General features: G+C 61.0%; 16 protein-coding genes. 9 read left to right on the forward strand and 7 right to left on the reverse strand.

Annotated features, from left to right (window positions below; all coding sequences use genetic code 11):
- Positions 1–23: 23 nt before the first annotated feature.
- Positions 24–4577, forward strand: coding sequence for a hypothetical protein (locus KCG87_RS02625; RefSeq protein WP_210556279.1), 4554 nt, complete (start codon positions 24–26; stop codon positions 4575–4577).
- 33 nt (positions 4578–4610) lie between these two features.
- Here the strand turns inward: KCG87_RS02625 and KCG87_RS02630 are convergent, their stop codons facing one another.
- Entirely contained in the window at positions 4611–6167 is a 1557-nt protein-coding gene (locus tag KCG87_RS02630; RefSeq protein ID WP_210556278.1) for a PLP-dependent aminotransferase family protein, read from the reverse strand.
- Between the two features lie 92 nt (positions 6168–6259).
- On the opposite strand from KCG87_RS02630, the gene KCG87_RS02635 reads away from it, so the two are divergent.
- The 3 genes from KCG87_RS02635 to KCG87_RS02645 are packed head-to-tail and all read left to right on the forward strand — an operon-like array spanning position 6260 to position 8024.
- Positions 6260–6883: an FMN-binding negative transcriptional regulator gene (locus KCG87_RS02635; protein ID WP_027610354.1), complete on the forward strand. Its 624-nt coding sequence runs from the start codon at positions 6260–6262 to the stop codon at positions 6881–6883.
- A 10-nt stretch (positions 6884–6893) separates the two neighbouring features.
- Positions 6894–7340 carry a GNAT family N-acetyltransferase gene (locus KCG87_RS02640; RefSeq protein WP_210556277.1) on the forward strand — a complete coding sequence of 149 codons (447 nt, stop codon included), beginning with the start codon at positions 6894–6896 and terminating at the stop codon, positions 7338–7340.
- A gap of 12 nt (positions 7341–7352) precedes the next feature.
- Complete coding sequence (locus tag KCG87_RS02645) at positions 7353–8024, forward strand: GNAT family protein (RefSeq protein ID WP_210556275.1); 672 nt, start codon at positions 7353–7355, stop codon at positions 8022–8024.
- Positions 8025–8123: 99 nt separating this feature from the next.
- Here the strand turns inward: KCG87_RS02645 and KCG87_RS02650 are convergent, their stop codons facing one another.
- Positions 8124–9023 carry a homocysteine S-methyltransferase family protein gene (locus KCG87_RS02650; RefSeq protein WP_027610351.1) on the reverse strand — a complete coding sequence of 300 codons (900 nt, stop codon included), beginning with the start codon at positions 9021–9023 and terminating at the stop codon, positions 8124–8126.
- 111 nt (positions 9024–9134) lie between these two features.
- Here KCG87_RS02650 and KCG87_RS02655 point away from each other — a divergent pair, with 111 nt between their 5' ends.
- From KCG87_RS02655 to KCG87_RS02665, 3 genes are all read left to right on the forward strand, one after another.
- Positions 9135–9956 (forward strand): ABC transporter substrate-binding protein, encoded by an 822-nt coding sequence (locus KCG87_RS02655; RefSeq protein ID WP_027610350.1) that lies wholly within the window; start codon positions 9135–9137, stop codon positions 9954–9956.
- Positions 9953–10789 (forward strand): amino acid ABC transporter permease, encoded by an 837-nt coding sequence (locus KCG87_RS02660; RefSeq protein ID WP_003229672.1) that lies wholly within the window; start codon positions 9953–9955, stop codon positions 10787–10789. Before KCG87_RS02655 ends, KCG87_RS02660 begins: the two co-directional genes overlap by 4 nt.
- Positions 10790–11048: 259 nt before the next feature.
- The gene (locus KCG87_RS02665) at positions 11049–13262 is read left to right on the forward strand and encodes an autotransporter outer membrane beta-barrel domain-containing protein (protein ID WP_210556273.1); all 2214 of its coding nucleotides are present in this window, start codon (positions 11049–11051) and stop codon (positions 13260–13262) included.
- A gap of 195 nt (positions 13263–13457) precedes the next feature.
- Here the strand turns inward: KCG87_RS02665 and oadA are convergent, their stop codons facing one another.
- Both oadA and KCG87_RS02675 read right to left on the reverse strand, forming a co-directional pair.
- Positions 13458–15266, reverse strand: a complete 1809-nt coding sequence (gene oadA / locus KCG87_RS02670) for a sodium-extruding oxaloacetate decarboxylase subunit alpha (protein WP_007962245.1) — start codon at positions 15264–15266, stop codon at positions 13458–13460.
- Positions 15267–15277: 11 nt separating this feature from the next.
- Entirely contained in the window at positions 15278–16693 is a 1416-nt protein-coding gene (locus KCG87_RS02675; protein ID WP_027610345.1) for an acetyl-CoA carboxylase biotin carboxylase subunit, read from the reverse strand.
- Between the two features lie 190 nt (positions 16694–16883).
- Here KCG87_RS02675 and KCG87_RS02680 point away from each other — a divergent pair, with 190 nt between their 5' ends.
- Positions 16884–17846 carry a LysR family transcriptional regulator gene (locus KCG87_RS02680; RefSeq protein ID WP_027610344.1) on the forward strand — a complete coding sequence of 321 codons (963 nt, stop codon included), beginning with the start codon at positions 16884–16886 and terminating at the stop codon, positions 17844–17846.
- Here KCG87_RS02680 and KCG87_RS02685 read toward each other — a convergent pair.
- From KCG87_RS02685 to KCG87_RS02695, 3 genes are all read right to left on the reverse strand, one after another.
- Entirely contained in the window at positions 17788–18000 is a 213-nt protein-coding gene (locus KCG87_RS02685; protein ID WP_007962241.1) for a hypothetical protein, read from the reverse strand. The two genes, KCG87_RS02680 and KCG87_RS02685, sit on opposite strands and share 59 nt — an antisense overlap.
- Positions 18001–18232: 232 nt before the next feature.
- Positions 18233–19099 carry a transcriptional regulator HexR gene (gene hexR, locus KCG87_RS02690; protein WP_007962240.1) on the reverse strand — a complete coding sequence of 289 codons (867 nt, stop codon included), beginning with the start codon at positions 19097–19099 and terminating at the stop codon, positions 18233–18235.
- A 127-nt stretch (positions 19100–19226) separates the two neighbouring features.
- Positions 19227–22157, reverse strand: a complete 2931-nt coding sequence (locus KCG87_RS02695; protein ID WP_210556271.1) for a GGDEF domain-containing phosphodiesterase — start codon at positions 22155–22157, stop codon at positions 19227–19229.
- Between the two features lie 201 nt (positions 22158–22358).
- Between KCG87_RS02695 and uvrD the strand changes: the two genes are divergently transcribed.
- Entirely contained in the window at positions 22359–24542 is a 2184-nt protein-coding gene (gene uvrD, locus KCG87_RS02700; protein WP_098966360.1) for a DNA helicase II, read from the forward strand.
- Positions 24543–24606: the final 64 nt, after the last annotated feature.

Raw genomic sequence — 24606 nt, forward strand, 5'->3', positions numbered from 1 at the left:
AAACGTCAAAAAGGACAATGACAATGACTGAGCATTCAGCGAACACCGAAACCCATGCATTGCTGCAAAAGAGCCAGATCGTCCATCAGACCAGTCGCGGGCCCACAGTCGATGAAGTCGCCAGCGCAGTGCTGCGCCAGGCGCTCGAAGCGCTGTATCCACAACGCAAGATCGATCCCGAGCAGGCCATGATCGGCACGCCACAATGGCAATGGCTGAACGCGGAACGAGTGGCCCTGCCGACCCGATTTGAATCACTGACAGAGGCACTCGTCCGGCAATTTTTCAACGGCTCCAGCGCCAACTATCTGGAGGGTGAACACTTTCTGACCTTGAACCACCAGGCCACGCCAGTGGTGCATATGGATGTCGATATCGAGGCCATTGCCGATCTGCTCAACGATTATGCGCCCCTGTTGTTTGTTGCCTTCGCCGAGCGACAGCTGGATTACTGGAACAGCACCCGACGCCAATTGCCGCGCTGGCAAGAACTCTCCGATGCCCTGCGCGAAGCCCTGAACGTCCATAACGCCGAGGGCTGGGACGATGAGCAGTGTCTGGTCGCCCGGGCGATTTCGCGGCGCCCCGACAAACAGGAGCGCCAGCGTCACGACATAACACTGTCGGACATCCGCGTGTGCCTGATCGACATCGACTCGGTCGATGCTCAAGGCGCTGCCCGGCACCTGATTCTGGGCGGCGCCGTGGTGATTTTCGGACGCTATGGCCTGCGCGATCTGGTCATGATGTACACCGTGGAAGATGGTTACGAGACATTCGACTCTCTGCAGCAACTGGGTGAATCACTGCCGCAGCGTATCGAACTGTTGCCGGCCGGACAGAATCTGCAGTGGCAGTTGTTCGAACCCGAGGGCAATTTTTTCGACCACATGGCGTGGGTCCTGATTGCCAACCAGCTCGATGCCATCCGGGCAATCACCCGACAAAGTCTCGACGAGGAGACCGAGGACGGTACCTCCCTTCTGCCCCTGATCGAGCAAGCCAGCGAACCGCAGAAAAACACCCTCATCGACCTCGATGATTCGATACCCGACTGGCTGCTCGACGCTTCGGCTGCCGAGCTCGATCAATACAGCCAATCGATCAATGCGCTGGGCCAGTTGTACCGGCAGGCAGACAAGGCGCTGTTGCCAATCCCGCCGATCGATACGTATGCGCACAATTGCATGCGTGAGGCGATCATTGCCGATCAGCCATCGGCGGCCGGGCTGCCTTTGGACAAATTGCAAATCCGCATCACCAACAGCTTCGAATCGGGAGGCGTGACACTGCCCGATCCGCATGACACCCATATCGAAACCCTGGGCGAGTACGCCTTGCAAAACCGCACGCCGTATCTGGCGACGCTGCAATTCGACCCGCCACAAGCGCTGCCGCAGTGGCTGACTGTCGCCTACCTGACGAAGATGGCAAACAAGATCGACATGGGTGAGGTCTACCCCGGATTGATCAGGGACAGACTGATCAACGATCCGCTGCAGGCCCCCCTGCAGCAGCGCTTTTACATCCGCCAGTTGCACGCAGTGTTGCCGCTGATTGCACTGGAATCCAAGCTGCGACGCCTCGGCGGCGTAGATGAGCAAGGTTATCGCTGCGTTCAGGAGTGGCTCAAAACGACACCGGGTCATCCACACACTGTGGTCATTCGCCCGCTGACGTTTATCCATGCCGGGGAGACTGCTGGCGATGTTGTCACCAACATGTTCATCATTGCCCCGCGCCTGCCTGGAGCCGGGCCATGCCTGCTGTATCGTCCGTTGCTTGAGCAGCCATTGCTGCAATTCCCTTCAACGCAAAACCTGCTGTACGCCATCCATCAGCCAGGCGAATTGAGGGATTCGGTGCTGGCGTGGCTGGCGGATTCGCAAACCAGTTTCAAATATGCCCAATACACCTTCCCCATCGGTCTGCCCAGTCCGTGGCTGGGCGCGCAATTGCTCGCCGAACCCTGGACCAGCGTCAAGTGGGCCGGGCCGGTCGGGCTTGCCTCCACGGCACTGACTGGCGAGGTGTTCCCGGTGCTGTTCAAAACCCATGCACTGGCGATGGCCGAACTCGCTGACCGACAGTCGTTGTCCAATGCGCAACGCCGCTGGGCCTTGCTGCGAGACAGTGGGTGGGCGTTGTTCAACGTTGCCGCGAACTTTCTCTGCGGCCCGGCAGGCGCGGCGATCTGGGTCTGGCAAAGCATCAGCGAAATCGATCAGGTCGTGGACGCCCACAATCGTGGCGATACCCACGCGCAGTGGAGCGCCGTCGCCGATATGTTGCTGAACTTGGGCATGATCCTGGCCCATCATGCGGCCACACAACGCACAACCGGCCCCCGCACAGCGTTGCGCAGCGAAGGCGTAAGCGAAATCGAAAGCGAAGGACTGCCCCGGATCCAGGCCCCCCCTGTACAAACGCCTGTCCCACCCACGGTTACACACGTCACCGCGCTGTTGAGTGACCAGCTCCCGGCCAGCCATTACTCCTCCCTTGAAGCCTACGGCTCGGTGCCCCGGCGCTCGCCCGGTGCCTTGGCAACGTTTCTGAATACTCTGGCCGTGCCGGCTCCCGACCTCACGACAGCCGCCGTGGAAACCCTGCTGCGCGGCAAGGCGACCCTGTATCGCCTCGCTACCAGCACCTATGCGCAGGCGGGCGATCGCTGGTTCCGCGTGATTGAAAACGATGACCAGCAGGTGCAAATCGTTGATCCGCAGACACCGTCAAAAACCGGTCCGCTGCTGATTCACAACCAGCAAGGCCAATGGTTCGTGGATACCCGACTGCGTCTGCGCGGTGGCGCCGGCGGCACCAGCCTGCAAAGTCAGCTCAAGGCCCAGCGCAAGGAAAAGGAAATCCAGAGGAACCAGCTCGGGGCGGCTCTGCAAGCATTCAGAAATCAGGAAGCCGTCGGCAACGCAGCTCTGGAGCAAGCCCAGTCAGCCATGCTTGGCGCCTCCGGACAAGCCCACCAAGAGGCGACCCGGCGTTACCTTGAGCAGGTCGAAAAGCTGATCGGGGATTACGACGAGGCCCTGAAAATACTCGGCCAATGGCGCCTCAAAGGGGGGAGCGATGGCTATTTCGTCGAATTGCAGCGCATGACCACTTTGCTGCAAAAAAACCTCAGCCTCTGGTTCGTTCTCAAACGCAACGCATACGCGGTATTGACCCGTAAATTGGCTCGGCACACGGTCATCGATACACCGGCGGCGCTGCAAAGTTACAACGAGGAACTGCACCAGGCTCTGGCGTTGAGCCAGGACATGATCGCCCGCCTGCAGCTGTCCCGTACCTCCTTGGAAACTCTCGACACCATCGGCAGCGCAGGCATGACCACCGCACAACGCTTGCGCCAACTGCTCCCGGCGTTTAACCAGTGGGATCTGAAGTCCAATGCCATCGGCATGTCTCACGAGTTGTGCATGCAGGAAACTGCCACCGAAGCGGCGCGGGAAGCCACCGGTTGGCTGATAATCGAAGCCGCCACCGCCACACATCGCCACGCCGCCCTGATCAGGAAACCCGACAACGGCGACAGCACTGCGCTGCGCATTGATCGTCTGAGCCGACTGATCGATGTCTATGTCGATGCCGATCAGCGTCTGGGGGACTTGCCAGGCGAATACCCGGGCATGGTGGTTGCGGCAGAACTGGCGCGGCTAAGGAGCCTGCTCGGCGAATTCAGACAACTGGCGCAGGAGCAACTGAGCGAACTGCTGCCGGAAACCGGAGCAAGCAGCACGCCGGTCACACGGGGCCCCTCTGTCGCAGGACCGTCTCGGCCGGTTGGCAAGGTCACCAAGAGCCGGCCTCGTGACCCTGCGCCCGCCAGACCCGCAGCCGCCAGCGAATCACCTCTGGAAGAAATGCTTCCCGTCAGACCCACCGCCTCCCCGACGACGCACGTGGGCGACATCGAGTTCATTGCCGATGCCCTGACCCAGAATGAGCGAGTGCAGGCGTTCATTGACCGAACCCGTCGTGACGCTCTGAAGCCCAACCGTATACCGGCAGACATGCAGGATCTGTTCGATCAGCAGGCGCGGCGACTGGAGCAGATTGCGGTCAGCGTCGAACAGGCGCAGGCCCGCATTGTCGCCTCCGGCGGCACGCGGTTGCCGGTGGGCAATTTGAGTGCGGAACTCAACAGTGCGGCGATCCGGTTACGCGCTCAAGGCATCGCCGTGCGCGCCAGTCTGCTCAAGGATCGCCAGCCTCGACAAGCCTATTTGCAATGGTTGCTGGACAATCATCAGGTCCGGATCGTCAGGAACACCAAAGGCCGGATCAAGACCAAAAAGCGCCAGGATTACTTTCAGGAGTATCAGATACTCGACAGCACCCAGCATGATCAGCCGTTATGGCTCGCGCATTTTCACTACGACTCGCCCGAAGCCGCGCCGGAACAATTCACCGCGGCGCACCTGAAAATCGCCGATGCGCATTTGAAGACCCTCAGCGCAGAACGTCGACAGGCCCTGACTGCTCTGACACCCATCGACTACGTGCTGCGCCGGATTGGCGATCCGAGCCTGTTCCTGCAACTCGAAGCACAACCGTGATGCCACCGTCGGGCGCATCGATCTGCGCCCGCTTCAGAGGGTGTGCCACACGATTCGCAAACGCTCGAGCGCCGCTTCGATTGCGCGCTCAGGCACCGCGGCAAAGCCCAGCACCAGTCCGGCGCGCTGGTCGACCGGGGTCGTGGAATCAGGCAGCCAATAGCTACTCAGACCATTGATCTCGACGTCGGCGCTACGCGCCAGTTCGATCAGTTGGCTTTCACGCGCCACACTGGCGACCGGCACGGTCAGGTGCAGCCCGGCGGCAACGCCGGGCAACTGGCCGACGCCCGGAATATTCTGCGGCCAGCCACCGAGCAGGACATTGCGTCGGCTCAGCGCCGCGCGGCGCATGCGTCGGATGTGCCGCTGGAAATGCCCGGCGGCCATGAACTCGGCCATCACCGCCTGGGTACTGACTTCGGAGTGACGCACATCCACCGCACGCCTTTGCGCAAATGCCTCCACCAACCCCGGCGGCAACACCAGATACCCCAGGCGCAACGCCGGGAACGCGACCTTGCCGAACGTGCCGACATACAGCACTCGCCCCTGTCGATCGAGAGCGGCCAAAGGCGCCAGCGGCGCGCCGCTGTAACGATACTCGCCATCGTAATCATCCTCGACGATCCAGCCCTGCGTGCGCTCGGCCCAGGCCAGCAATTCGAGGCGGCGGGCCAGACTCATTACCACCCCCGTGGGGTACTGGTGGGATGGCGTGACATAGGTCAGGCGGCAATCGGTCAGTCCTGCCAGTTGCTGACAGTCGATTCCCTCGCTGTCCACCGCCACCCCGTGCAACCGGGCACCGGCCACGGCGAAGGCATGACCGGCCGCTCGATACCCGGGATTTTCAATCGCTACGCCGTCGCCCGGCGCTACCAGCAACTGTGCACAAAGGCTTATGCCCTGCTGTGCGCCACTGGTGATCACAATTTGCTCAGCCGTGCACTGCATGCCCCGTGAGCTGCGCAAATAGGCCGCGATCATCCCGCGCAACCGCGCATCGCCCGCCGGATCGCCATAACACAACTGCTGCAAATCCGGCTTGCGCCAGAAAGCCGCGTTCAGCTTGGCCCAGACGTCAAACGGGAACAGATCGAAGGCTGGAACGCCGACCCGAAAAGCACGCGGCGGACCACTGGGTGGCAGGGCCAGATGATTGTTTTCAACCCGCTGAATTGCGTCGCTGTGGATAACTTTACTGGATGGAACCACAGGTAAATCCAGCCAATTTGTGGATAAGGCTGTGGGTAAGCTTGTTGAAAACCCTGTGGATACTTTTGTGGATAGTTTTTTCGTGGGCAATGCGCTGCGCGGCAACTGGGCGACATACGTGCCGTCCCCGACCCGGCCTTCGATGAAGCCTTCGGCGTACAGCTGATCGTAGGCGCGCACCACGCTGTTGCGGGAAATCGCCAACGCCGTCGCCAGATCACGGCTGGCCGGCAGCCGCGTGCCACTGGCCAGACGCCCGTCCAGCACGCGCAGACGTAGCGCCTGATAGAGCTGGCGGCTCAAACCCTGACGGCGGTCGAGCTCGATACCGGCCGGATTAAACGGCATGGACAGCGTGGGCGATTCGGGCATGACAATGGACCTATGAAATTGGTCATCAATGGCTCTTACAACAGACCAATAGCCTGCCTAGGATGCAGGCATTCGCCAAGGAAAATCTATCCATGTACACGCCCCGCGCCTTTGCCATCGACGAACTGTCGCAACTGCACGAACTGATCCTCGCCACTCGCCTCGCGATTCTGGTGAGCCACGGTGAAAACGGCCTGCAAGCCAGCCACGTGCCAGTGCTGCTGCACCGCGAACAGGGTCCGAACGGCACGCTGTACGGGCACCTGGCCAAAGCCAATCCGCAATGGAAAGACCTGCGCGACGGCGCTGAAGCGATGCTGATATTCGCCGGCCCCGACGCCTACGTCAGCCCGGGGTTTTACCCGAGCAAGGCCGAGCACGGCAAAGTCGTGCCGACCTGGAACTACGTCGCTGTGCACGCCTACGGCCACGCCGAAACCTTCAGCGACGGCGGGCGCCTGCTCGACATCGTCAGCACGCTGACTGATCGCCATGAAGCCGGTCGCGCACAACCGTGGAAGGTCGACGATGCGCCGGCCGACTACATCGACGGCATGCTCAAGGCCATCGTCGGTTTCGCCATTCCCATCGACCGCCTCGAAGGCAAGCGCAAGCTCAGCCAGAACCGCAGCGCCGAAGACATTGCCGGCGTGCGCGAAGGCCTGGCTGCCAGCCCCGACATCGCCGACCGAACCCTCGCCCACTTGATGCGTTAAGGAAATCAGCATGAGTCAGATCCAGATCCGCCCGGTGACCGCCGGTGATCACGCCGCCTGGTTGCCGCTGTGGCAGGCCTACCTGCGCTTCTACAATACCGAGTTGCCGGACGCCGTCACGCAGAGCACCTGGCAGCGTTTCCTCGATCCGAGCGAGCCGACCCACGCCGCCCTCGCCTGGGCCGACGGCAAAGCGGAGGGCATGGTGCATTTCATCTATCACCGTTCGAACTGGAGCATCGAAAACTCCTGCTACCTGCAGGACCTGCTGGTGGCGCCAGAGACTCGTGGCACCGGCGTCGGTCGCTTGCTGATCGAACACGTCTACGCCACTGCCAAGGCCGACGGTTGCTGCAAAGTGCATTGGCTGACCCACGAAACCAATGCCACCGCGATTCAGCTCTACGAGCGCATCGCCGAGCGCCCGGGATTCATCCAGTTTCGCAAAGCCATTTAAGGAGCCGCGTACATGACCACTGCACTTGCCGACTGGAAAGGCGTCCCCGCCCCCACCGCCACCTTGCTCGAAGGCCGGTTCATCCGCCTGGAACGCCTCGACCCGGCGCGCCACGGCGACGAGTTGTTCAACGCCCTCGAAGGCCCCGGCGCCGACCCGAAGCTGTGGGATTACTTGCCCTATGGGCCGTTCCCCGAGCGCAGCGTTTTCAATGACTGGTTGAACAACCATGCGGCCAGCAGCGATCCGTATTTCTTCAGCGTCATCGACCGCGTCACGGGCGAGGTGCAAGGCATCCTCAGCCTGATGTCGATCGTCCCGGCGCAGGGGCGCATCGAGATAGGCCACGTCACCTTCGGTGCGCCGATGCAACGTTCACCAAAGAGTACCGAAGCGGTTTACCTGTTGGCCAAATACGCCTTCGAACAGGGCTATCGTCGCCTGGAGTGGAAGTGCAACAACGGCAACGCCCGCTCCAAATACGCCGCCGAACGCCTGGGCTTCAGCTTCGAAGGCGTGTTCCGCCAGCACATGGTGGTCAAGGGCCAGAACCGCGATACCGCGTGGTATTCGATTGTGGATGCGGAGTGGCCGGCGATTGCGACAGGGTTCGAGCAGTGGTTGAGCGATGCCAACCAGACGCCGACCGGGCAGCTCAAAGGGTTGGGCGAGTGCCGTAGTTAAATCGTCAAAGCAAAAGATCGCAGCCTGCGGCAGCTCCTACAGGGTGAACGTCAATCCCATGTAGGAGCTGCCGCAGGCTGCGATCTTTTGATCTGTTGTTTACCCCAACTTTTGCGCCAGCACCGCGATGTGTTCCGGCCCGATCCCGCAGCAACCGCCCAAATGACTGGCGCCCCGCTGCTGCCAATCCTTCGCCCAGTGCAGATACCCCGGCGGATCCAGATCGTCGCGCAACGGGTCGAGGCCGTCGTTGGCGGTCGCCTCTTTCGGTTGCGGTGGAAACGCGTTGGCATACGCGCCGATGTGAATCTGCACACCCAGGCGTTCGAAGGTATCGCGCGCCGCATCAATCGCCGCACCGATCACTTCCGGCTGGCTGCAGTTGAACAGCAGCGTCTCGACGCCCAATTCCGCCGCCACCGCCGCTGCTTCGGCCACCGGTTCGCCGGAACGCAGACGCGGCACCTCGTCGGTGTCTTCATCCTTCAAAGTAAACGACAGCCAGAACGGTTTGCCGTCCTGCGGCAGACCGGCGCGAATGGAACGCGCCTCGATGATCGAGCTCTGGGTTTCCGCCAGCCACAGGTCGACATGTGGCGCCAGGCCGGTCACCAGTGGCGTCAGCAATTCGTTCACCCGCGCCGCTTCGAACAGATCCGGGCGATAGGAGCCGAACAGCGGCGGCAACGAACCGGCCACTCGCACCGCTTTGCCCGAGGCCTGCACCGCACGCTGTGCCAGCTCTCCGGCCAACGCCGCCAGTGCCTGACCTTCAGCGGCAAACCGCGCCTCGCCAATATGAAACGGCACGACCGCATAACTGTTGCTGGTGATCACATTGGCGCCGCTGGCGATGTAGGCGGCGTGCACCGCTTCGACCGCTTGCGGTGCTTCGATCAGGGCCAGCGCCGACCACTCGGGCTGCCGAAACGGCGCCCCGGCGCGTTGCAACTCACGGCCCATGCCGCCATCGAGAATTACCGTGCTTGCTGTGCCCATATGCTTTTCGCTCATATGCTTATGAAAATTACTCACTACCAGAGTAGTTCTTATAACTATTTAATACGCACCATTCGGTTAATAACAACCCCTTTTTTTCAGGTGTCGACTGTGAAACTTCAACCGCTACTGGCCCTGGGCCTGACGATTCTTGCCGCGTCCACTCAAGCCTTCGGCGGCGCCACACTTGATCGCGTCGAACAGAAAAAACAACTGGTCGGCGTGCTGATGGAAAGCTACCCACCCTTTTCGTTTCTCAATGAGCAGAATCAGCTCGACGGCTTCGACGTGGACGTCGCCAAAGCCGTTGCGGACAAGCTGGGGGTCAAGCTGCGCCTCGAAACACCATCCTGGGACGTGATCGCTGCCGGCCGCTGGAGCGGGCGCTATGACATCTGCATCTGCTCCATGACTCCGAGCAAAGCCCGCGCCGAAGTGTTCGATTTCCCGGTCGAGTACTACGCCTCGCCCGCCGTGATCGTGGTCAACGCCAAGGACGATCGCATCCACGGCGCCAAAGACTTGAGCGGCAAGAAAGTCGGCCTGACCAGCGCCTCCAGCTACGAAAGCTATCTGAACAAGAATCTGGTCATCGAAGGCGCCGAAGACACGCGTCTGGAGTACCCGTTCGAGGATGTGCAGATCGCTCCGTACGATACCGACAACGTCGCCTTCCAGGATCTGGGCCTGGGCGCCGGTGTGCGCCTGGATGCCATCCTCACCAACTTGGTGACCGCGCAGCCGCGCCTGAATCAGGATCAGCGTTTCAAACTGGCGGGCGCGCCGCTGTACTCGGAACCTAACTCGGTGGCCATCGAAAAGGGTGATGCCGAGTGGGACGCCAAAGTGCGCGAGGTGTTCGCGCAACTCAAGCAGGACGGCACGCTGAGCAAGCTGTCGCAGAAATGGATCGGCGCCGATATCAGCCAATGACTGCCTTCCCGACACCTCCACAGCCGCCGCAACCGGTGGCTGAATCGCGCCTGCAACGGCTGTTCGGTTTCCGCACGCGCCTGTACCTGACCTGGGCGGCGATGTTCAGCCTGTTCGCCGGGTTTTTCCTCAGCTTCGATCTGAAGCTCTCGATCATCCTCGACAAGCTGCCGAATCTGCTCGGCGTGCACCTGGCGCCCAACGGCTTTCTGCAGGGCGCGGCACTGACCCTGTTTCTCTGCGCCTGCGCGATCGTCGCCTCATCCTTGCTGGGCTTCGTCACCGCTCTGGCGCGTCTGTCGAAAAGCGCCGTGGCGTTCGGGATCGCCAGTTTCTACACCTCGTTCTTTCGCGGCACGCCGCTGCTGATCCAGATCCTGTTGATCTACCTCGGCCTGCCGCAACTGGGCGTGGTGCCCGGCGCGGTGGTGGCGGGGATCATTGCCCTGTCACTCAACTACGGCGCCTACCTCAGCGAGATTTTCCGCGCCGGCATCCTCGGCGTGCCCTACGGCCAACGCGAAGCTTCGCTGGCGCTGGGCATGCGCGAGAGCGTGATCTTCTGGCGCATCACCCTGCCCCAGGCGATGCGCACGATTATTCCGCCGACCACCAACCAGTTCATCTCGATGCTCAAGGATTCGTCACTGATCTCGGTGATGGGCGTCTGGGAAGTGATGTTTCTGGCGCAGTCCTACGGACGCTCGAGCTACCGCTATATCGAGATGTTGACCACGGCGGCGATCATTTACTGGCTGATGTCGATCGGTCTGGAGCTGATCCAGGCGCGCATGGAGCGGCATTACGGCAAGGCTTATGTGCGGCGTAGCTGAGCGGATCCGCCGACAGACTTCCACCACGGGCGGATCGAGCAGTGGCAGATGAATTTCTGATCATTACAAGCGGCTAATGGCACCGTAACTTGTAGGAAACGACAACGCGGCGCCACGACGCAATCCGCCAATCCGTGTCGAGCCGCTCTTTTCCGAAGATCAAACAGACGCAGCCCGCAGCACCGAGCGATCCGGCTGACATCGGCGCCTGCCGGCTCCAACTTAGAGTTTGGCCTCCTTCCACGAGAGGCTGAACTCGATGCCCGTTCAATTCCACTTTCGACCAAAACACCTGACATTAGCCATTGCTTTGGCCATGGGATGTGCCGATCTGTCCATCGCCCAGGACGCACCGCCCGACACTCAAGGCATCTCTGCCGCCTCCCCTGAAACATTCAAATCAGCGATCACCGCTTTCGCTAATCATCCGGAAACCGTCCAGCTGAAGGTCAGCAAAGCCTATCCGGCACAGGAGGGTGTGGCGCTGGCGCTTGATGAGCGCAATGACCTTGTCACCGTGCAATCTCGGGGCAGCTTCGCCGGCCTGGTCGACGGTGGCGGGGGCGACAACCTGCTGCAACTCGACGCGAACAGGAAAGGCGTGCTGGGTGAAACCCGTAACTTCAGTGGGCTGGAGGTCAGGCGCGGGAGCTGGACCCGCAGCGGACCGGGTGATTTCAGCCTCGGTGTACTGGTTCATCCAAAGGCATTGCTGGTCAATGAAGGGCAAATTCTGGGTACGGCAGTGACCGAGGGCATCTTGATCAACAAAGGGGCGATCAATGGCGGCGCCACTGTCGCGTCTGGCGGCGACCTGACCAACCAGGGCCTGATTGACGGCATGGTGGAGGTTCAGGAAAACGGCCATATAGCCGGGAATGGTGCGGTTAATCATTTGAACGTGTACGGACGCATGACCGTCGACGATGTCTACGGCGCACCCAAGGTCGCGGGAGATCTGCGCCTGACCCGTTCTGCCGTGCTGTCCTATGCCGTGGATGCTTCCGGCAACAGTCAGACGGTGGTCGTAAAGGGAACCGCTCATTTGGGTGACGCCACCCTGAAACTCGTCACCACCGGCGACTACCCGCAAAGCAGTCAGCACACCATTCTGGAAGCGGGAAAGATTGAGGGGCAGTTTGGCACCGTTGAAAACGATCTGGCATACATGACTCCGACGCTGCACTACGAAGCACAACGAGTGGGCTTGCTCTATGCCCGTAACGATGTGCCGCTCGAAAACCTTGCGACCACGCAGAATAGTCAGGCGCTCGCGCAAAGCATTGACGAGACACCCTCCACCCCTCAGCAACCTCAGCAACCTCAGCAACCTCAGCAACCTCAGCAACCTCAGCAACCTCAGCAACCTCAGCAACCTCAAGAGCCTGAGACACCTCGCCAACCAGATAAAGCCTCGGAAGCGGCCACACCTCAAAATACTGCCGTCACGGCCCTGATCGGCGCCAGCAAGCCGACGGCCAGCGTGGCCCTCGAACAACTCGCCGCCGGCAGCAACGCCAACCTCGCCAAAGCTACACTGAGCAGCGTCAATCCGCTCAGCGCCAGCATGCTCTCGGCCATGCATCAATTGGACGGCCGCCATGGCACGCAAGGATCGGGGAATACACCGCGGCTGGCGGCTGGCGGCGAAGGCAACGGGCGGGTCTGGCTGCAGGCTCTGGGAAATGGCGGCAAGGTCGACCGGGACGCCGACAGTGTCCTGAAGCATTCCACTCAAGGTCTGATCATGGGGGCCGACTGGCGAATCGACGAGCAATGGCATGTCGGCCTGATGGGCGCAAAAGCGCAAACCCGCTTCGATGCCCAACAGTTCGACGGCGATCTCGACAGTTGGTACCTCGGCGCCTACGCCCAGCGACAGGACGGCCCGTTCGCCCTGCGCCTGGGCGCCTCGTACGGCAGTCATGACGGCAGTGGCAAACGTCGCGTTGCCTTCAAGGGTTTCAGTGATCGCCTCAAGAGCAGCTATGACGCCAGTACCCAGCAGGTGTTTGCCGAAGTCGGCTACGACCTGGGGCGTGGCAACGTCAGCTTCGAACCATTCGCCAGCGTGGGTTATCAACGCTACCAGCGTGACGGCTACACCGAGAAAGGTGGCGATGCGGCGCTCAAGGTTCAGGGGCAGACCCGGGCGAACCCGAGCAGCACCGTCGGCCTGCGCCTGGCGAAAACCAGTCACCTGGCCAACGGCATGCAGTTGACGCCACGTCTCAGCGCCAGCGTGAAACATACCTACGGCGAGCTCGATAACGAAACGCGCCAGCAACTGGTCAAGGGTGGCAAAAGCTTTGCAGTCGCCGGGGCCGAGATGGATCGCAACAGCTTTACGCTGGATGCGGGTGTGGATCTGACTCTGTCCGCCCGCAACACCTTGGGCATTGGCCTCACTGGCGAGGCCGGCAACGACAGCCGCAGTTACGGCGTGACAGGCCAGTGGCGAATGGCGTTCTGATGAGTTGAGCCCCCCCTTGTAGGAGTGAGCCTGCTCGCGATAGCGGTAGATCAGTCGACGTACGTAGAAACCAATACACCGCTATCGCGAGCAGGCTCACCTCTGCAAAGGGCCTTGGTGCAGATAAATTGCAGGCAAAAAAAAGGGGAGCACATGCCCCCCCGAGGTTTAAAGCGTTGGATCGCGGCAGTTATCTCAGCCTTCGATCTCGATCAGGATTTCGCCAGGATTCACCCGGTCGCCCTTGGCCACATGGATGGCGGTGACCTTGCCGGCAATCGCTGCCTGAACTTCGGTTTCCATCTTCATCGCTTCGGTGATCAGCACCGCCTGACCAGCCTTGACGGTGTCGCCTTCCTTGACCAGCACATCGACGATGTTGCCCGGCATGGTAGTGCTGACGTGGCCCGGTGCCGACGCCTGCTTGCGTTTGCTGCTGCCTCCGCCGACGAATTCGTTGAGCGGTTCGAACACCACTTCTTCCGGCATGCCGTCGATGGACAGGTAGAAGTGACGCTTGCCTTCGGCCTTCACACCAACACCGGTGATATCGACCCGGTAGGTTTCGCCGTGGACGTCGATGACGAACTCGGTCGGCACGCCTTCGCCGCCGGCCTTCGCCACACCACCGGCCTCAGGGATCGGCAACAGCACTTCCGGAACGAGGGTGCCGGCGGCACGCTCTTCGAGGAACTTGCGGCCGATGTCCGGGAACATGGCGAAAGTCAGCACGTCTTCTTCGGACTTGGCCAGCGCACCGATGTCGGCACGCAGCTTGGTCATTTCCGGCTTGAGCAGATCGGCCGGACGCACGTCGATCACCTCTTCGCTGCCGATGGCCTGACGACGCAACTTCTCGTTGACCACGCCCGGCGCCTTGCCGTAGCCGCCTTGCAGGTACAGCTTCACTTCGTTGGTGATGGTCTTGTAACGCTCGCCGGCCAGCACGTTGAAGAACGCCTGAGTGCCAACGATCTGCGAAGTCGGGGTCACCAGCGGCGGGAAGCCGAGGTCTTCACGCACCCGCGGGATTTCCGCCAGCACTTCGGCCATGCGGTTCAGTGCGCCCTGCTCTTTCAGCTGGTTGGCGAGGTTGGAGATCATCCCGCCCGGCACCTGGTTGACTTGCACACGGGTGTCGACGGCAGTGAACTCGCTTTCGAACTGGTGGTATTTTTTGCGCACGGCGTAGAAATACAGACCGATTTCCTGCAGCAACTCCAGGTTCAGACCAGTGTCGTACTCGGTGCCTTTGAGCGCAGCAACCATCGATTCGGTGCCCGGATGACTGGTGCCCGAGGCGAAGCTGGAGATCGCGGTATCAATATGATCGGCACCGTTTTCGATGGCTTTCAATTGGCACATCGCCGCCAGACCAGCCGTGTCATGCGAGTGAATGAACACTGGCAGCGACTGCTCGGCTTTCAGTGCGCGAACCAGTTCGCCGGTGGCGTACGGTGTCAACAGACCGGCCATGTCCTTGATCGCCACCGAGTCGCAACCCATGGCTTCCATCTGCTTGGCTTGCGCCACAAACGCGTCGATGGTGTGCACCGGGCTGGTGGTATAGGCGATGGTGCCCTGAGCGTGTTTGCCGGCAGCCTTCACCGCTTCGATCGCTACGCGCAGGTTACGCACGTCGTTCATTGCGTCGAAGATGCGGAACACGTCGATGCCGTTGACCGCTGCCTTGGCAACGAAAGCTTTGACCACGTCGTCGCTGTAGTGGCGGTAGCCCAGCAGGTTCTGCCCGCGCAGAAGCATTTGCAGACGGGTGTTGGGCAGCGCGGCGCGCAGTTGGCGCAGACGCTCCCACGGGTCTTCTTTCAGAAAGCGCACGCAGGCGTCGAACGTCGCACCGCCCCAGCACTCCAGCGACCAGTAGCCGACCTTATCGAGCTTGTCGCAGATCGGCAGCATGTCTTCAGTGCGCATGCGGGTGGCGAGCAGCGATTGGTGAGCGTCGCGCAGGATGGTGTCGGTTACGAAAATTTTCTTGGACATTGTTGTATTCCTCACAGGCCTGCGTGGGCGGCGATGGCGGCGGCGATGGCCAGGGCCAGCTCTTCGGGTTTGCGCTTGATCGAGTAGTTGGTCAGTTCAGGATGGCTTTCAACGAAGCTGGTATTGAACTGGCCGCTACGGAATTCCGGATTGCGCAGGATTTCCTGGTAGTACGCGGCGGTGGTTTTCACGCCTTGCAGGCGCATGTCGTCGAGGGCGCGCAGGCCCCGGTCCATCGCCTCTTCCCAGGTCAACGCCCAGACCACCAGTTTCAGGCACATCGAGTCGTAGAACGGCGGAATGGTGTAGCCGGTGTAGATCGCTGTATCGGTGCGCACGCCCGGGCCACCGGGGGCGTAGTAACGGGTGATCTTGCCGAAGCTCGGCAGGAAGTTGTTTTTCGGGTCTTCGGCGTTGATGCGGAACTGCAACGCGAAACCACGGTGCTGGATGTCTTCCTGCTTAACCGACAGCGGCAGGCCAGAGGCGATGCGGATCTGCTCACGAACGATGTCGATCCCGGTGATTTCTTCGGTGATGGTGTGCTCCACCTGCACCCGGGTGTTCATCTCCATGAAGTACACCTCGCCCTCGGCGAGCAGGAACTCCACGGTACCGGCGTTCTCGTAGCCCACAGCCTTGGCCGCACGCACCGACAGGTCGCCGATGTAGGCGCGCTGTTCCGGAGTCAGTTGCGGGCTCGGGGCAATCTCGATCAGCTTCTGGTTGCGGCGCTGAATCGAGCAGTCGCGTTCGAACAGGTGCACGACGTTGCCGAAGCTGTCGCCGAGGATCTGCGCTTCGATGTGCTTGGGATTGACGATGCATTTTTCCAGGAACACTTCTGCCGAACCGAAGGCCTTGGTCGCTTCGGAGATCACCCGAGGGAAGTTCTGTTCGAGTTCTTCGCGGCTGTTGCAGCGACGGATACCGCGACCGCCACCACCGGAGGTGGCCTTGAGCATCACCGGATAACCGATACGGTCGCCTTCGGTCAGGGCTTCTTCGATGCCCGACACGTTGCCTTCGGTGCCCGGGGTGACCGGTACGCCGGCCTTGATCATGCTGCGCCGGGCTTCGGTCTTGTCGCCCATGCGGCGAATGACTTCTGCCGACGGGCCGATGAATTTGATCCCGCGTTCGGCGCAGATGTCTGCCAACTCGGCATTTTCCGAGAGAAAGCCGTAACCGGGGTGCAATGCATCGCAACCGGTTTCCACCGCCAGGTTCACCAGCTTGCGCGGGTTGAGGTAGCCGGCCAGTGGCTCGGCACCGATGCTGTGGGCTTCGTCCGCACGCTTCACATGCAGGGCATGGCGATCGGCGTCGGAAAAAATCGCTACCGAGCGAATGCCCATCTCGGCGCAGGCCCGCACGATTCGTACGGCAATCTCACCACGGTTGGCGATCAGGATCTTTTTTATCACTTGGAAATTCCCTTGAGCCGGTGGCACCACGACCTGCTAGACCCAGGTCGACGCGTGACTAAATGTTTCAATTTAGTCGCAGCCCCACACTAGCCCTCACAAGGGATTAACAAAAATGAATAAAAATTGGGTCAGGCATAAGCAAAGACTTATAGTTAAACCATCAGCCTGCCGTCAGAGCCCATAAAAAATGCGTAAGTCCTTGATGCGTATGACATTACGCCAATTGCAGATTTTCAACGAAGTGTGTGATTTACGTTCCTACAGCCGCGCAGCCGATGAAATGTCTCTGACACAACCGGCCGTCAGCCTACAAATTCGTCAGCTGGAAGAGCTGATCGGGCAGCCATTATTCGATTATGTCGGCAAAAAACTTTACATGACCGAGGCTGCCGAAGCCCTGCAGCGTGCCAGCCGGGACATCTTCGGCCGCCTGGAAAACCTCGACATGCAGCTGTCGGACATGCAGGGCTCGCTGCAAGGCCAGTTGAAACTGGCCGTGGAGTCCAGCGCCAAATACTTCGTGCCGCACCTGTTCGCCGCGTTCAAGCGCCAGCACCCGGAAGTGAACCTGCAACTGACCGTGGTCAACCGAGGCCAGGTGATTCGCCGCCTCTCGGACAATCGCGATGATCTGGTGATCATGTCGATGGTGCCGCAGGACATGGGCCTGGAATTTCTGCCGTTTCTCAACAATCCGATTGTTGCCGTGGCGCGCCCGGACCATCCGTTGGCACACATGGGACCGCTGCGTTTGCAGGATCTTGAACCTTACACGCTGCTGATCCGCGAACCCGGTTCGGGTACGCGGCTGGCCTGTGAAGAGTATTTCAAGGAGAAACGCGTGCACTTCACCCAGACCCAGGAAGTGGCCTCGGCTGAAGCCCAGCGCGAATGCGTAGTGGCGGGTCTGGGCCTGGCGCTGTTGACGCGCCACGCCCTGAACCTGGAGCTGGCGACCGGCGGCCTGGTCGAGTTGCCGGTCGAAGAGTTGCCGCTGTTTCGCAGCTGGTGCCTGGTGCAAGCCAAGGCCAAACGCCTGTCACCGGTGGCGCACGCCTTCCTGGCGTTTATCCGCAGCGAACGGGTGCAGATCAGCGCGCTGGTTGAGCGCTTCGACGGGAAGCTGCGGGCGCTGCCTGCCAGTAGTTGAGTTCGATGTCCTCGGGAAAATCGCTGATTTCGCTTTGAAGCTGACGAAGTTCGAAGCGATCTTCGATCGCGCGACGGAATTCCATGCGGCGCTGGTCTTCCTGCTGACGACGGGTTTTCGCGGCGCTGTTGCGTTCTTCGTAGGGCTGAGCCATTTCGAGTCTCCCAAGGCGAGTACGGGAGTTTCACGATAGGCGGGACGGATGACGGTTTGGCTGCGCAGGGATGACAGTGCGATGAAACTTTGCCGATTGCGGTGCTATTGAGGACGCTTTCGCGAGCAAGCCCGCTCCCACATTTGATCTCGATATGACACAAAATCTGTGGTCACCAGAGATCCCCTGTGGGAGCGGGCTTGCTCGCGAATAAGGTCGGAACGACCTTGCTTTAATCGTCCAGAGCTTTCACGGCCTTGGGGGATAGCCGCAAGCTGCGCAGGCTGCGCTTCACGCTCTTCAGGTGATTGACCAGACTTGGCCCGCGCGCCATGGCCACGCCCATGGCCAGCACGTCGATCACCACCAGATGGGCGATGCGCGAGGTCAGCGGCGTATAGATTTCGGTGTCTTCATGCACATCGATCGCCAGGTTGACGGTCGACAGCTCGGCCAGCGGTGTCTGGCTCGGGCACAAGGTGATCAGCGAAGCGCCGCTCTCGCGAACGAGGTTGGCGGTGATCAGCAGATCCTTGGAGCGCCCGGACTGAGAAATGCAGATCGCCACATCGGTCGGCTTCAAGGTCACCGCCGACATCGCCTGCATGTGCGGGTCGGAATACGCCGCCGCCGTCAGCAGCAGACGGAAAAACTTGTGCTGCGCATCCGCCGCCACCGCGCCTGACGCACCAAAGCCATAGAACTCGACACGCTGGGCCTGGGACATCAACGTCACCGCACGCTGCAATTCCACCGGATCGAGCTTCTCGCGAACCTCCATCAGAGTGTGCAGGGTAGTGTCGAAAATTTTCAGGCTGTAGTCGGCGACCGAGTCGTCCTCATGGATCGCGAACTGACCGAAGCTGGCACCAGCGGCCAGGCTTTGCGCCAGTTTCAGCTTGAGATCCTGAAACCCGGAGCAGCCGATGGCCCGGCAGAAACGCACAATGGTCGGCTCGCTGATGCCGACGCTGTGGGCCAGGTCGGCCATGGAACTGTGCATCACGGCCGCAGGGTCAAGCAGCACGTGGTCGGCGACCTTGAGCTCCGACTTGCGTAACAGGTGACGTGACTGGGCGATGTGTTGCAGCAGATTCAAGGGGCTGGACTCTTCTTATGGGCAAGGATGTAGCACGCTTGTAGTTATACTACATGAATTGGCTTTTTGCCTGCTCAATGCGTAACTCCATGTCCCCGTATCAGGCGCGATGGAGTGCATGTAGCCCTTAAAGCGGATTTCCCTGTTCGCGTAAAAGCCCAGCCAGACGCTCAGCCTCCACCGGGCGACTGATCAGATACCCCTGCACTTCGTCGCAGCGTTCAGCACGTAAAAACTCCAGCTGCTCCTGCCGCTCGACACCTTCGGCGACCACTTTCAACGACAGCCCGTGAGCCATGGCAATGATCGCCCGAGTGATCGCCGCATCCTCGCTGCCCTGCCCCAGTCCGCGAATGAACGCCTGATCGATCTTCACGTAATCCACCGGGATCCGTTTGAGGTAACTGAGCGACGAATAGCCGGTGCCGAAGTCATCGATCGCCAGCTTCACCCCCAGATCGCGCAACTGCTGGAAGGTCGCGATGATGTGTTCGACGCTGTCGAGCAGTTGGCTCTCGGTGAGTTCCAGTTCGAGGTAGTGCGGCGCCAGCCCGGTTTCCTCCAGCACCTGGCGCACCAGGCTGACCAGTTTGCCCTGACGCAGTTGATGCACCGACAGGTTCACCGATACCCGAATCGGCTCCAGCCCTTGCCGCTGCCACTCGCACGCCTGCCAGCAGGCCTGGCGCAGCACAAACTCGCCGATCGGGCCGATCAGTCCGGTTTCCTCGGCCAGACCAATGAAGTCCCCCGGCGGCACCCGGCCCATGCTTGGATGATCCCAACGCACCAGCGCTTCCGCCGCATTCAGGCGCCCGGTTTGCAGGCACAGCTTCGGCTGGTAGAACACCTTGAGCTGCTTGTCTTCGATGGCTTTGCGCAGTTGGTTTTCCAGTTGCAGGCGCTCAAGGGTACTGGCCTGCAGGCTGTCGGTGTAGAACTGGAAATTGTTGCCGCCCAGATGCTTGGCGTGTTGCATGGCCATGTTCGACTGACTGACCAGCGCAGAGATTTCCCGGGCGTTGTCCGGCAGCATGCTGATGCCCATCGAGGCGCTGACCACCAGTTCATGCCCTTCGACCGTCAACGGCAGGCGCAGCTTGCTCGACAGCCGCGTGGCGACCCGCGCCAGGCTCGACAGGTTGCCGTAGGCATCGAACAACACGGCAAATTCATCACCGGACAGTCGGGCGATGGTGTCGGCCTCCGGCAAGGCGTTGACCAGGCGTCGAGCCATTTTCTGCAACAGCTGATCCGCCACCTCGTGGCCGAGGCTATCGTTGAGCAATTTGAAGCGATCCAGATTGATGTGCAGCAGCGCCAGACTGCGGCGCCCGCCCTGACGCACGCGCTGATGGGCTTCGTGCAGGCGTTCGCGGAACAGCGAGCGATTGGCCAGCCCGGTCAGCTCATCGTAATGCGTCAAGAAGCGCATGCGCTCTTCGGATTCGCGCCGCGCCGATAGATCGGCGAAGAAGCCGACGATATGGCTGACATTTCCTCGACTGTCGCGCACCGCGTTGAGTTGCAGCCACTGCGGATACAGCTCGCCGTTCTTGCGGGTTTCCACCAGTTCGCCCTGCCAACTGCCGTGCTGCTCCAACGCGTGGCGGATCGAGACGTAGTGCCGCCGCGCATCACGACTGCATGGCAGTTCGACGACGTTGCGCCCGAGCATGTCTTCGATGTCATAACCGGTGACGCGGCTGAACGCCTGATTGATCGCGATCAAGGCGTAGTTCGGATCAAGAATGACGATGCCTTCGCTGGCCGCTTCGAACACCGTGGCCGCCAGTCGCTGCTGTTCTTCAAGGCTTTTGCTCGCGCTGATGTCGCGCCGGGTGCCGACCATGCGGATCACCCGGCCAGCGTCGCTGCGTTCCACGGCGCGGCCGCGATCCTCGATCCACACCCAATGACCGTCGCCGTGACGTACGCGGTATTCGATCTGATAGTCCTCGGTGCGCCCTTTCAGGTGTTCGATCAGCGCCTGCTTGAGCCCTGGCACATCCTCCGGGTGCAGGCGTGGCTTGAGGTCGCGCAGGATCGCCGTGACGTACTCCGGCGCGAGGCCGAACAACTCCTGAATCTGCGTGTGATGGACTTCGTCGGTCTGCAGGTTCCAGTCCCACAGCCCCAGCTCACTGGCCTTCAACGCCAGGGCCAGCCGGGCTTCGCTTTTGCTCAGCGCCTGATTGGCCACGTCCAGCTCGCGGCTGCGCTGGGCCACGCGGTCTTCCAGCTCGATCTGTGCTTCACGCAATTGGCCCTCGGCACAGCGCCGCTGTTCGATCTCCTTGGCCAGCGCCTGATTGAGCTGCTCGCTGCGGTTCTGCGCTTGCTGCAGGTGTTCGATCAGGTGTTGATTCTGAAACCGTCGCAGCAAGCCACGATCAATCAGCCGATTGACCTGCCAGGCGACCACGCTTAGCGAACCGAGCAGAATCAGCCCGAGCCAGCCCCAACCGCGCGCCTGCTCATCACCGCCCCAGAACAGGTAGCCGATCGCCGGCAGCAGGCACGGCAAGGTAAAGGACAGAAACGCCGGCAGGCTGACGGCATAGGCAACGCTGGCCGATAACGTCGCGGCACCGATCAGGCCGAACACCCAGGCTTGCTGCATGAAGTTGTCGGCGGGCACCAGGGCGATGCCGGCACCGGCCAGGGTCAGACCGGTCATGGTCGAGCCGAGCAGGAACATGCGAAACCAGATCGGCTGGGCCTGGCGATCCGGGATCGCCGAATCGAACGCGGCGACCTGAATCACCCGCAGTGCCACCAGCGACAACAACCAGACCAGCCAGATGCTGACCACGAAATAGCGCTGCGGGCTCCAGAGCAAAGCGGCGCAGACCAGACCATTGAGTAACATGAACATCGTCGGCAGCAGCGAGCCCTGATACAGCAGGCGCGTGCGTTCGACCGCCATTTCGGTGGCGTAATGCTTGCGGATGACCCGGGGTTCCACAGAGGGGCCCGACAGGTCTGAGCTGAGGGTCTTGTGCAATGTTGTTGTTCTTATAAGAGTGAGCATGGGCCCGAAACGTGGACGGAGCATACACAAGCCAACCCCGTTGCCAAACTGCTCCAGATCATAATTTGCCGGAAACTTTCCGCCGTCCGATCACTGGCAAAACCCGCAGAGTGAGGCGGGCCGAAGCCTGTAGCCAGTGACCGACCGGTCGTCATCGACGGCGCTTTCATCGGCTAATGCAAAGCTCGGTTTGCCCGGGCCTGCGGCGCACCCTAGAATGCCCCGATGCGCGATGATCTCTCCCTTCTGCTGAACTCCCTCAACGATGCCCAACGCCAGGCCGTAGCAGCCCCCGTTGGCCGTCAGTTGGTCCTGGCCGGTGCCGGTTCCGGTAAAACCCGAGTGCTGGTGCACCGTATCGCCTGGTTGATCCAGGTCGAAAACGCCTCGCCCCACTCCATTCTGTCGGTGACCTTCACCAACAAGGCCGCTGCCGAGATGCGTCATCGCATCGAGCAGTTGCTGGGTATCAACCCGGCCGGGATGTGGGTCGGTACCTTCCACGGCCTGGCGCACCGCTTGCTGCGGGCGCACTGGCAGGAAGCGGGCTTGAGCCAGACTTTCCAGATTCTCGACAGCGACGACCAGCAGCGGCTGGTCAAGCGGGTGATCCGCGAGCTGGGACTGGACGAACAACGCTGGCCAGCCCGTCAGGCCCAGTGGTTCATCAACGGGCAGAAAGACGAAGGTCTGCGTCCGCAACACATTCAGGCCAGCGGCGACTTGTACCTGGCGACCATGCGCGGCATTTACGAAGCTTACGAGGCGGCCTGCCAGCGCGCCGGCGTCATCGACTTCTCCGAACTGCTGCTGCGCGCCCTCGACCTGTGGCGCGATCACCCGGGTCTGCTGGCGCACTATCAGAAGCGCTTCCGTCATATCCTCGTCGACGAGTTCCAGGACACCAACGCCGTGCAATACGCCTGGTTGCGCCTGCTCGGCAAGGGCGGCGACAGCCTGATGGTGGTCGGCGACGACGACCAGTCGATCTACGGCTGGCGCGGGGCGAAAATCGAGAACATTCATCAGTACTCCTCCGACTTCCCGGATTCGGTGACCATTCGCCTGGAGCAGAACTACCGCTCCACCGCCGGCATCCTCAAGGCGGCCAACGCCCTGATCGCCAACAACACCGGACGCCTCGGCAAAGAGCTGTGGACCGACGGTGGCGACGGTGAAGCGATTAACCTGTACGCCGCGTTCAACGAACACGACGAAGCACGCTACGTTGTCGAAACCATCGAAAGCGCGCTGAAAACCGGCTTGGCCCGTAGCGATATCGCAATTCTCTACCGCTCCAACGCCCAATCGCGCGTTCTCGAAGAAGCCTTGCTGCGCGAACGCATTCCGTACCGCATCTATGGCGGCCAGCGCTTCTTCGAACGCGCGGAAATCAAGAACGCCATGGCCTACCTGCGTTTACTTGAAGGCCGTGGCAACGACGCCGCACTGGAGCGGGTGATCAACGTCCCGGCCCGCGGCATTGGCGAAAAAACCGTCGAAGCGATCCGCGACCATGCTCGCCACAGCGATGTATCAATGTGGGAAGCGATGCGCCAACTGGTCGCCAATAAAGGCCTGACCGGTCGCGCTGCCGGCGCCTTGGGTGCGTTTATCGAGCTGATCGAGAACCTTGCCGCCAAGTGCATGGAGATGCCGCTGCACCTGATGACCCAGACCGTCATCGAGCAATCGGGACTGATCGCCTATCACGAAGCGGAAAAAGGCGAGAAAGGCCAGGCCCGGGTGGAAAACCTTGAGGAACTGGTCAGCGCCGCGCGCAACTTCGAAAACACCGAAGACGACGAAGAGCTGACGCCACTGGCGGCATTCCTTGGCCACGCGTCGCTGGAAGCCGGCGACACTCAAGCCGACGAGCACGAAGACAGCATTCAGCTGATGACCCTGCACAGCGCCAAAGGCCTGGAATTCCCTTACGTGTTCCTGGTGGGCATGGAAGAAGGCCTGTTCCCGCACAAGATGAGCCTGGAAGAACCGGGTCGTCTGGAAGAAGAGCGCCGCCTGGCCTATGTGGGCATCACCCGTGCCATGCAGAATCTGGTGATGACCTATGCTGAAACCCGACGCCTGTACGGCAGCGAAACCTACAACAAGGTCTCGCGTTTCGTCCGTGAAGTGCCGAAGGGGCTGATTCAGGAAGTGCGCCTGTCGAACAGTGTCAGCCGACCGTTCGGCGGCAACCAGTCGATGAGCGGCAGCAATCTGTTCAGCGGTAGCGAGATCCCGGAAACCGGCTTCAGCCTCGGTCAGGCGGTACGACATTCGATCTTCGGCGACGGCGTGATCCTCAACTTCGAAGGTTCCGGCGCGCAGGCGCGGGTGCAGGTGAACTTCAGCGAAGGCAGCAAGTGGCTGATGCTGGGATACGCGAAGCTGGAAGCCATTTAACGCCTTGCTCGATTGCTTCTATAGGAGTGAGCCTGCTCGCGATAGCGATTTATCATTCAATATA

The organism is Pseudomonas sp. MWU347 (assembly GCF_017947305.1).
GTDB classification, from domain to species: Bacteria; Pseudomonadota; Gammaproteobacteria; order Pseudomonadales; family Pseudomonadaceae; genus Aquipseudomonas; species Aquipseudomonas putida_A.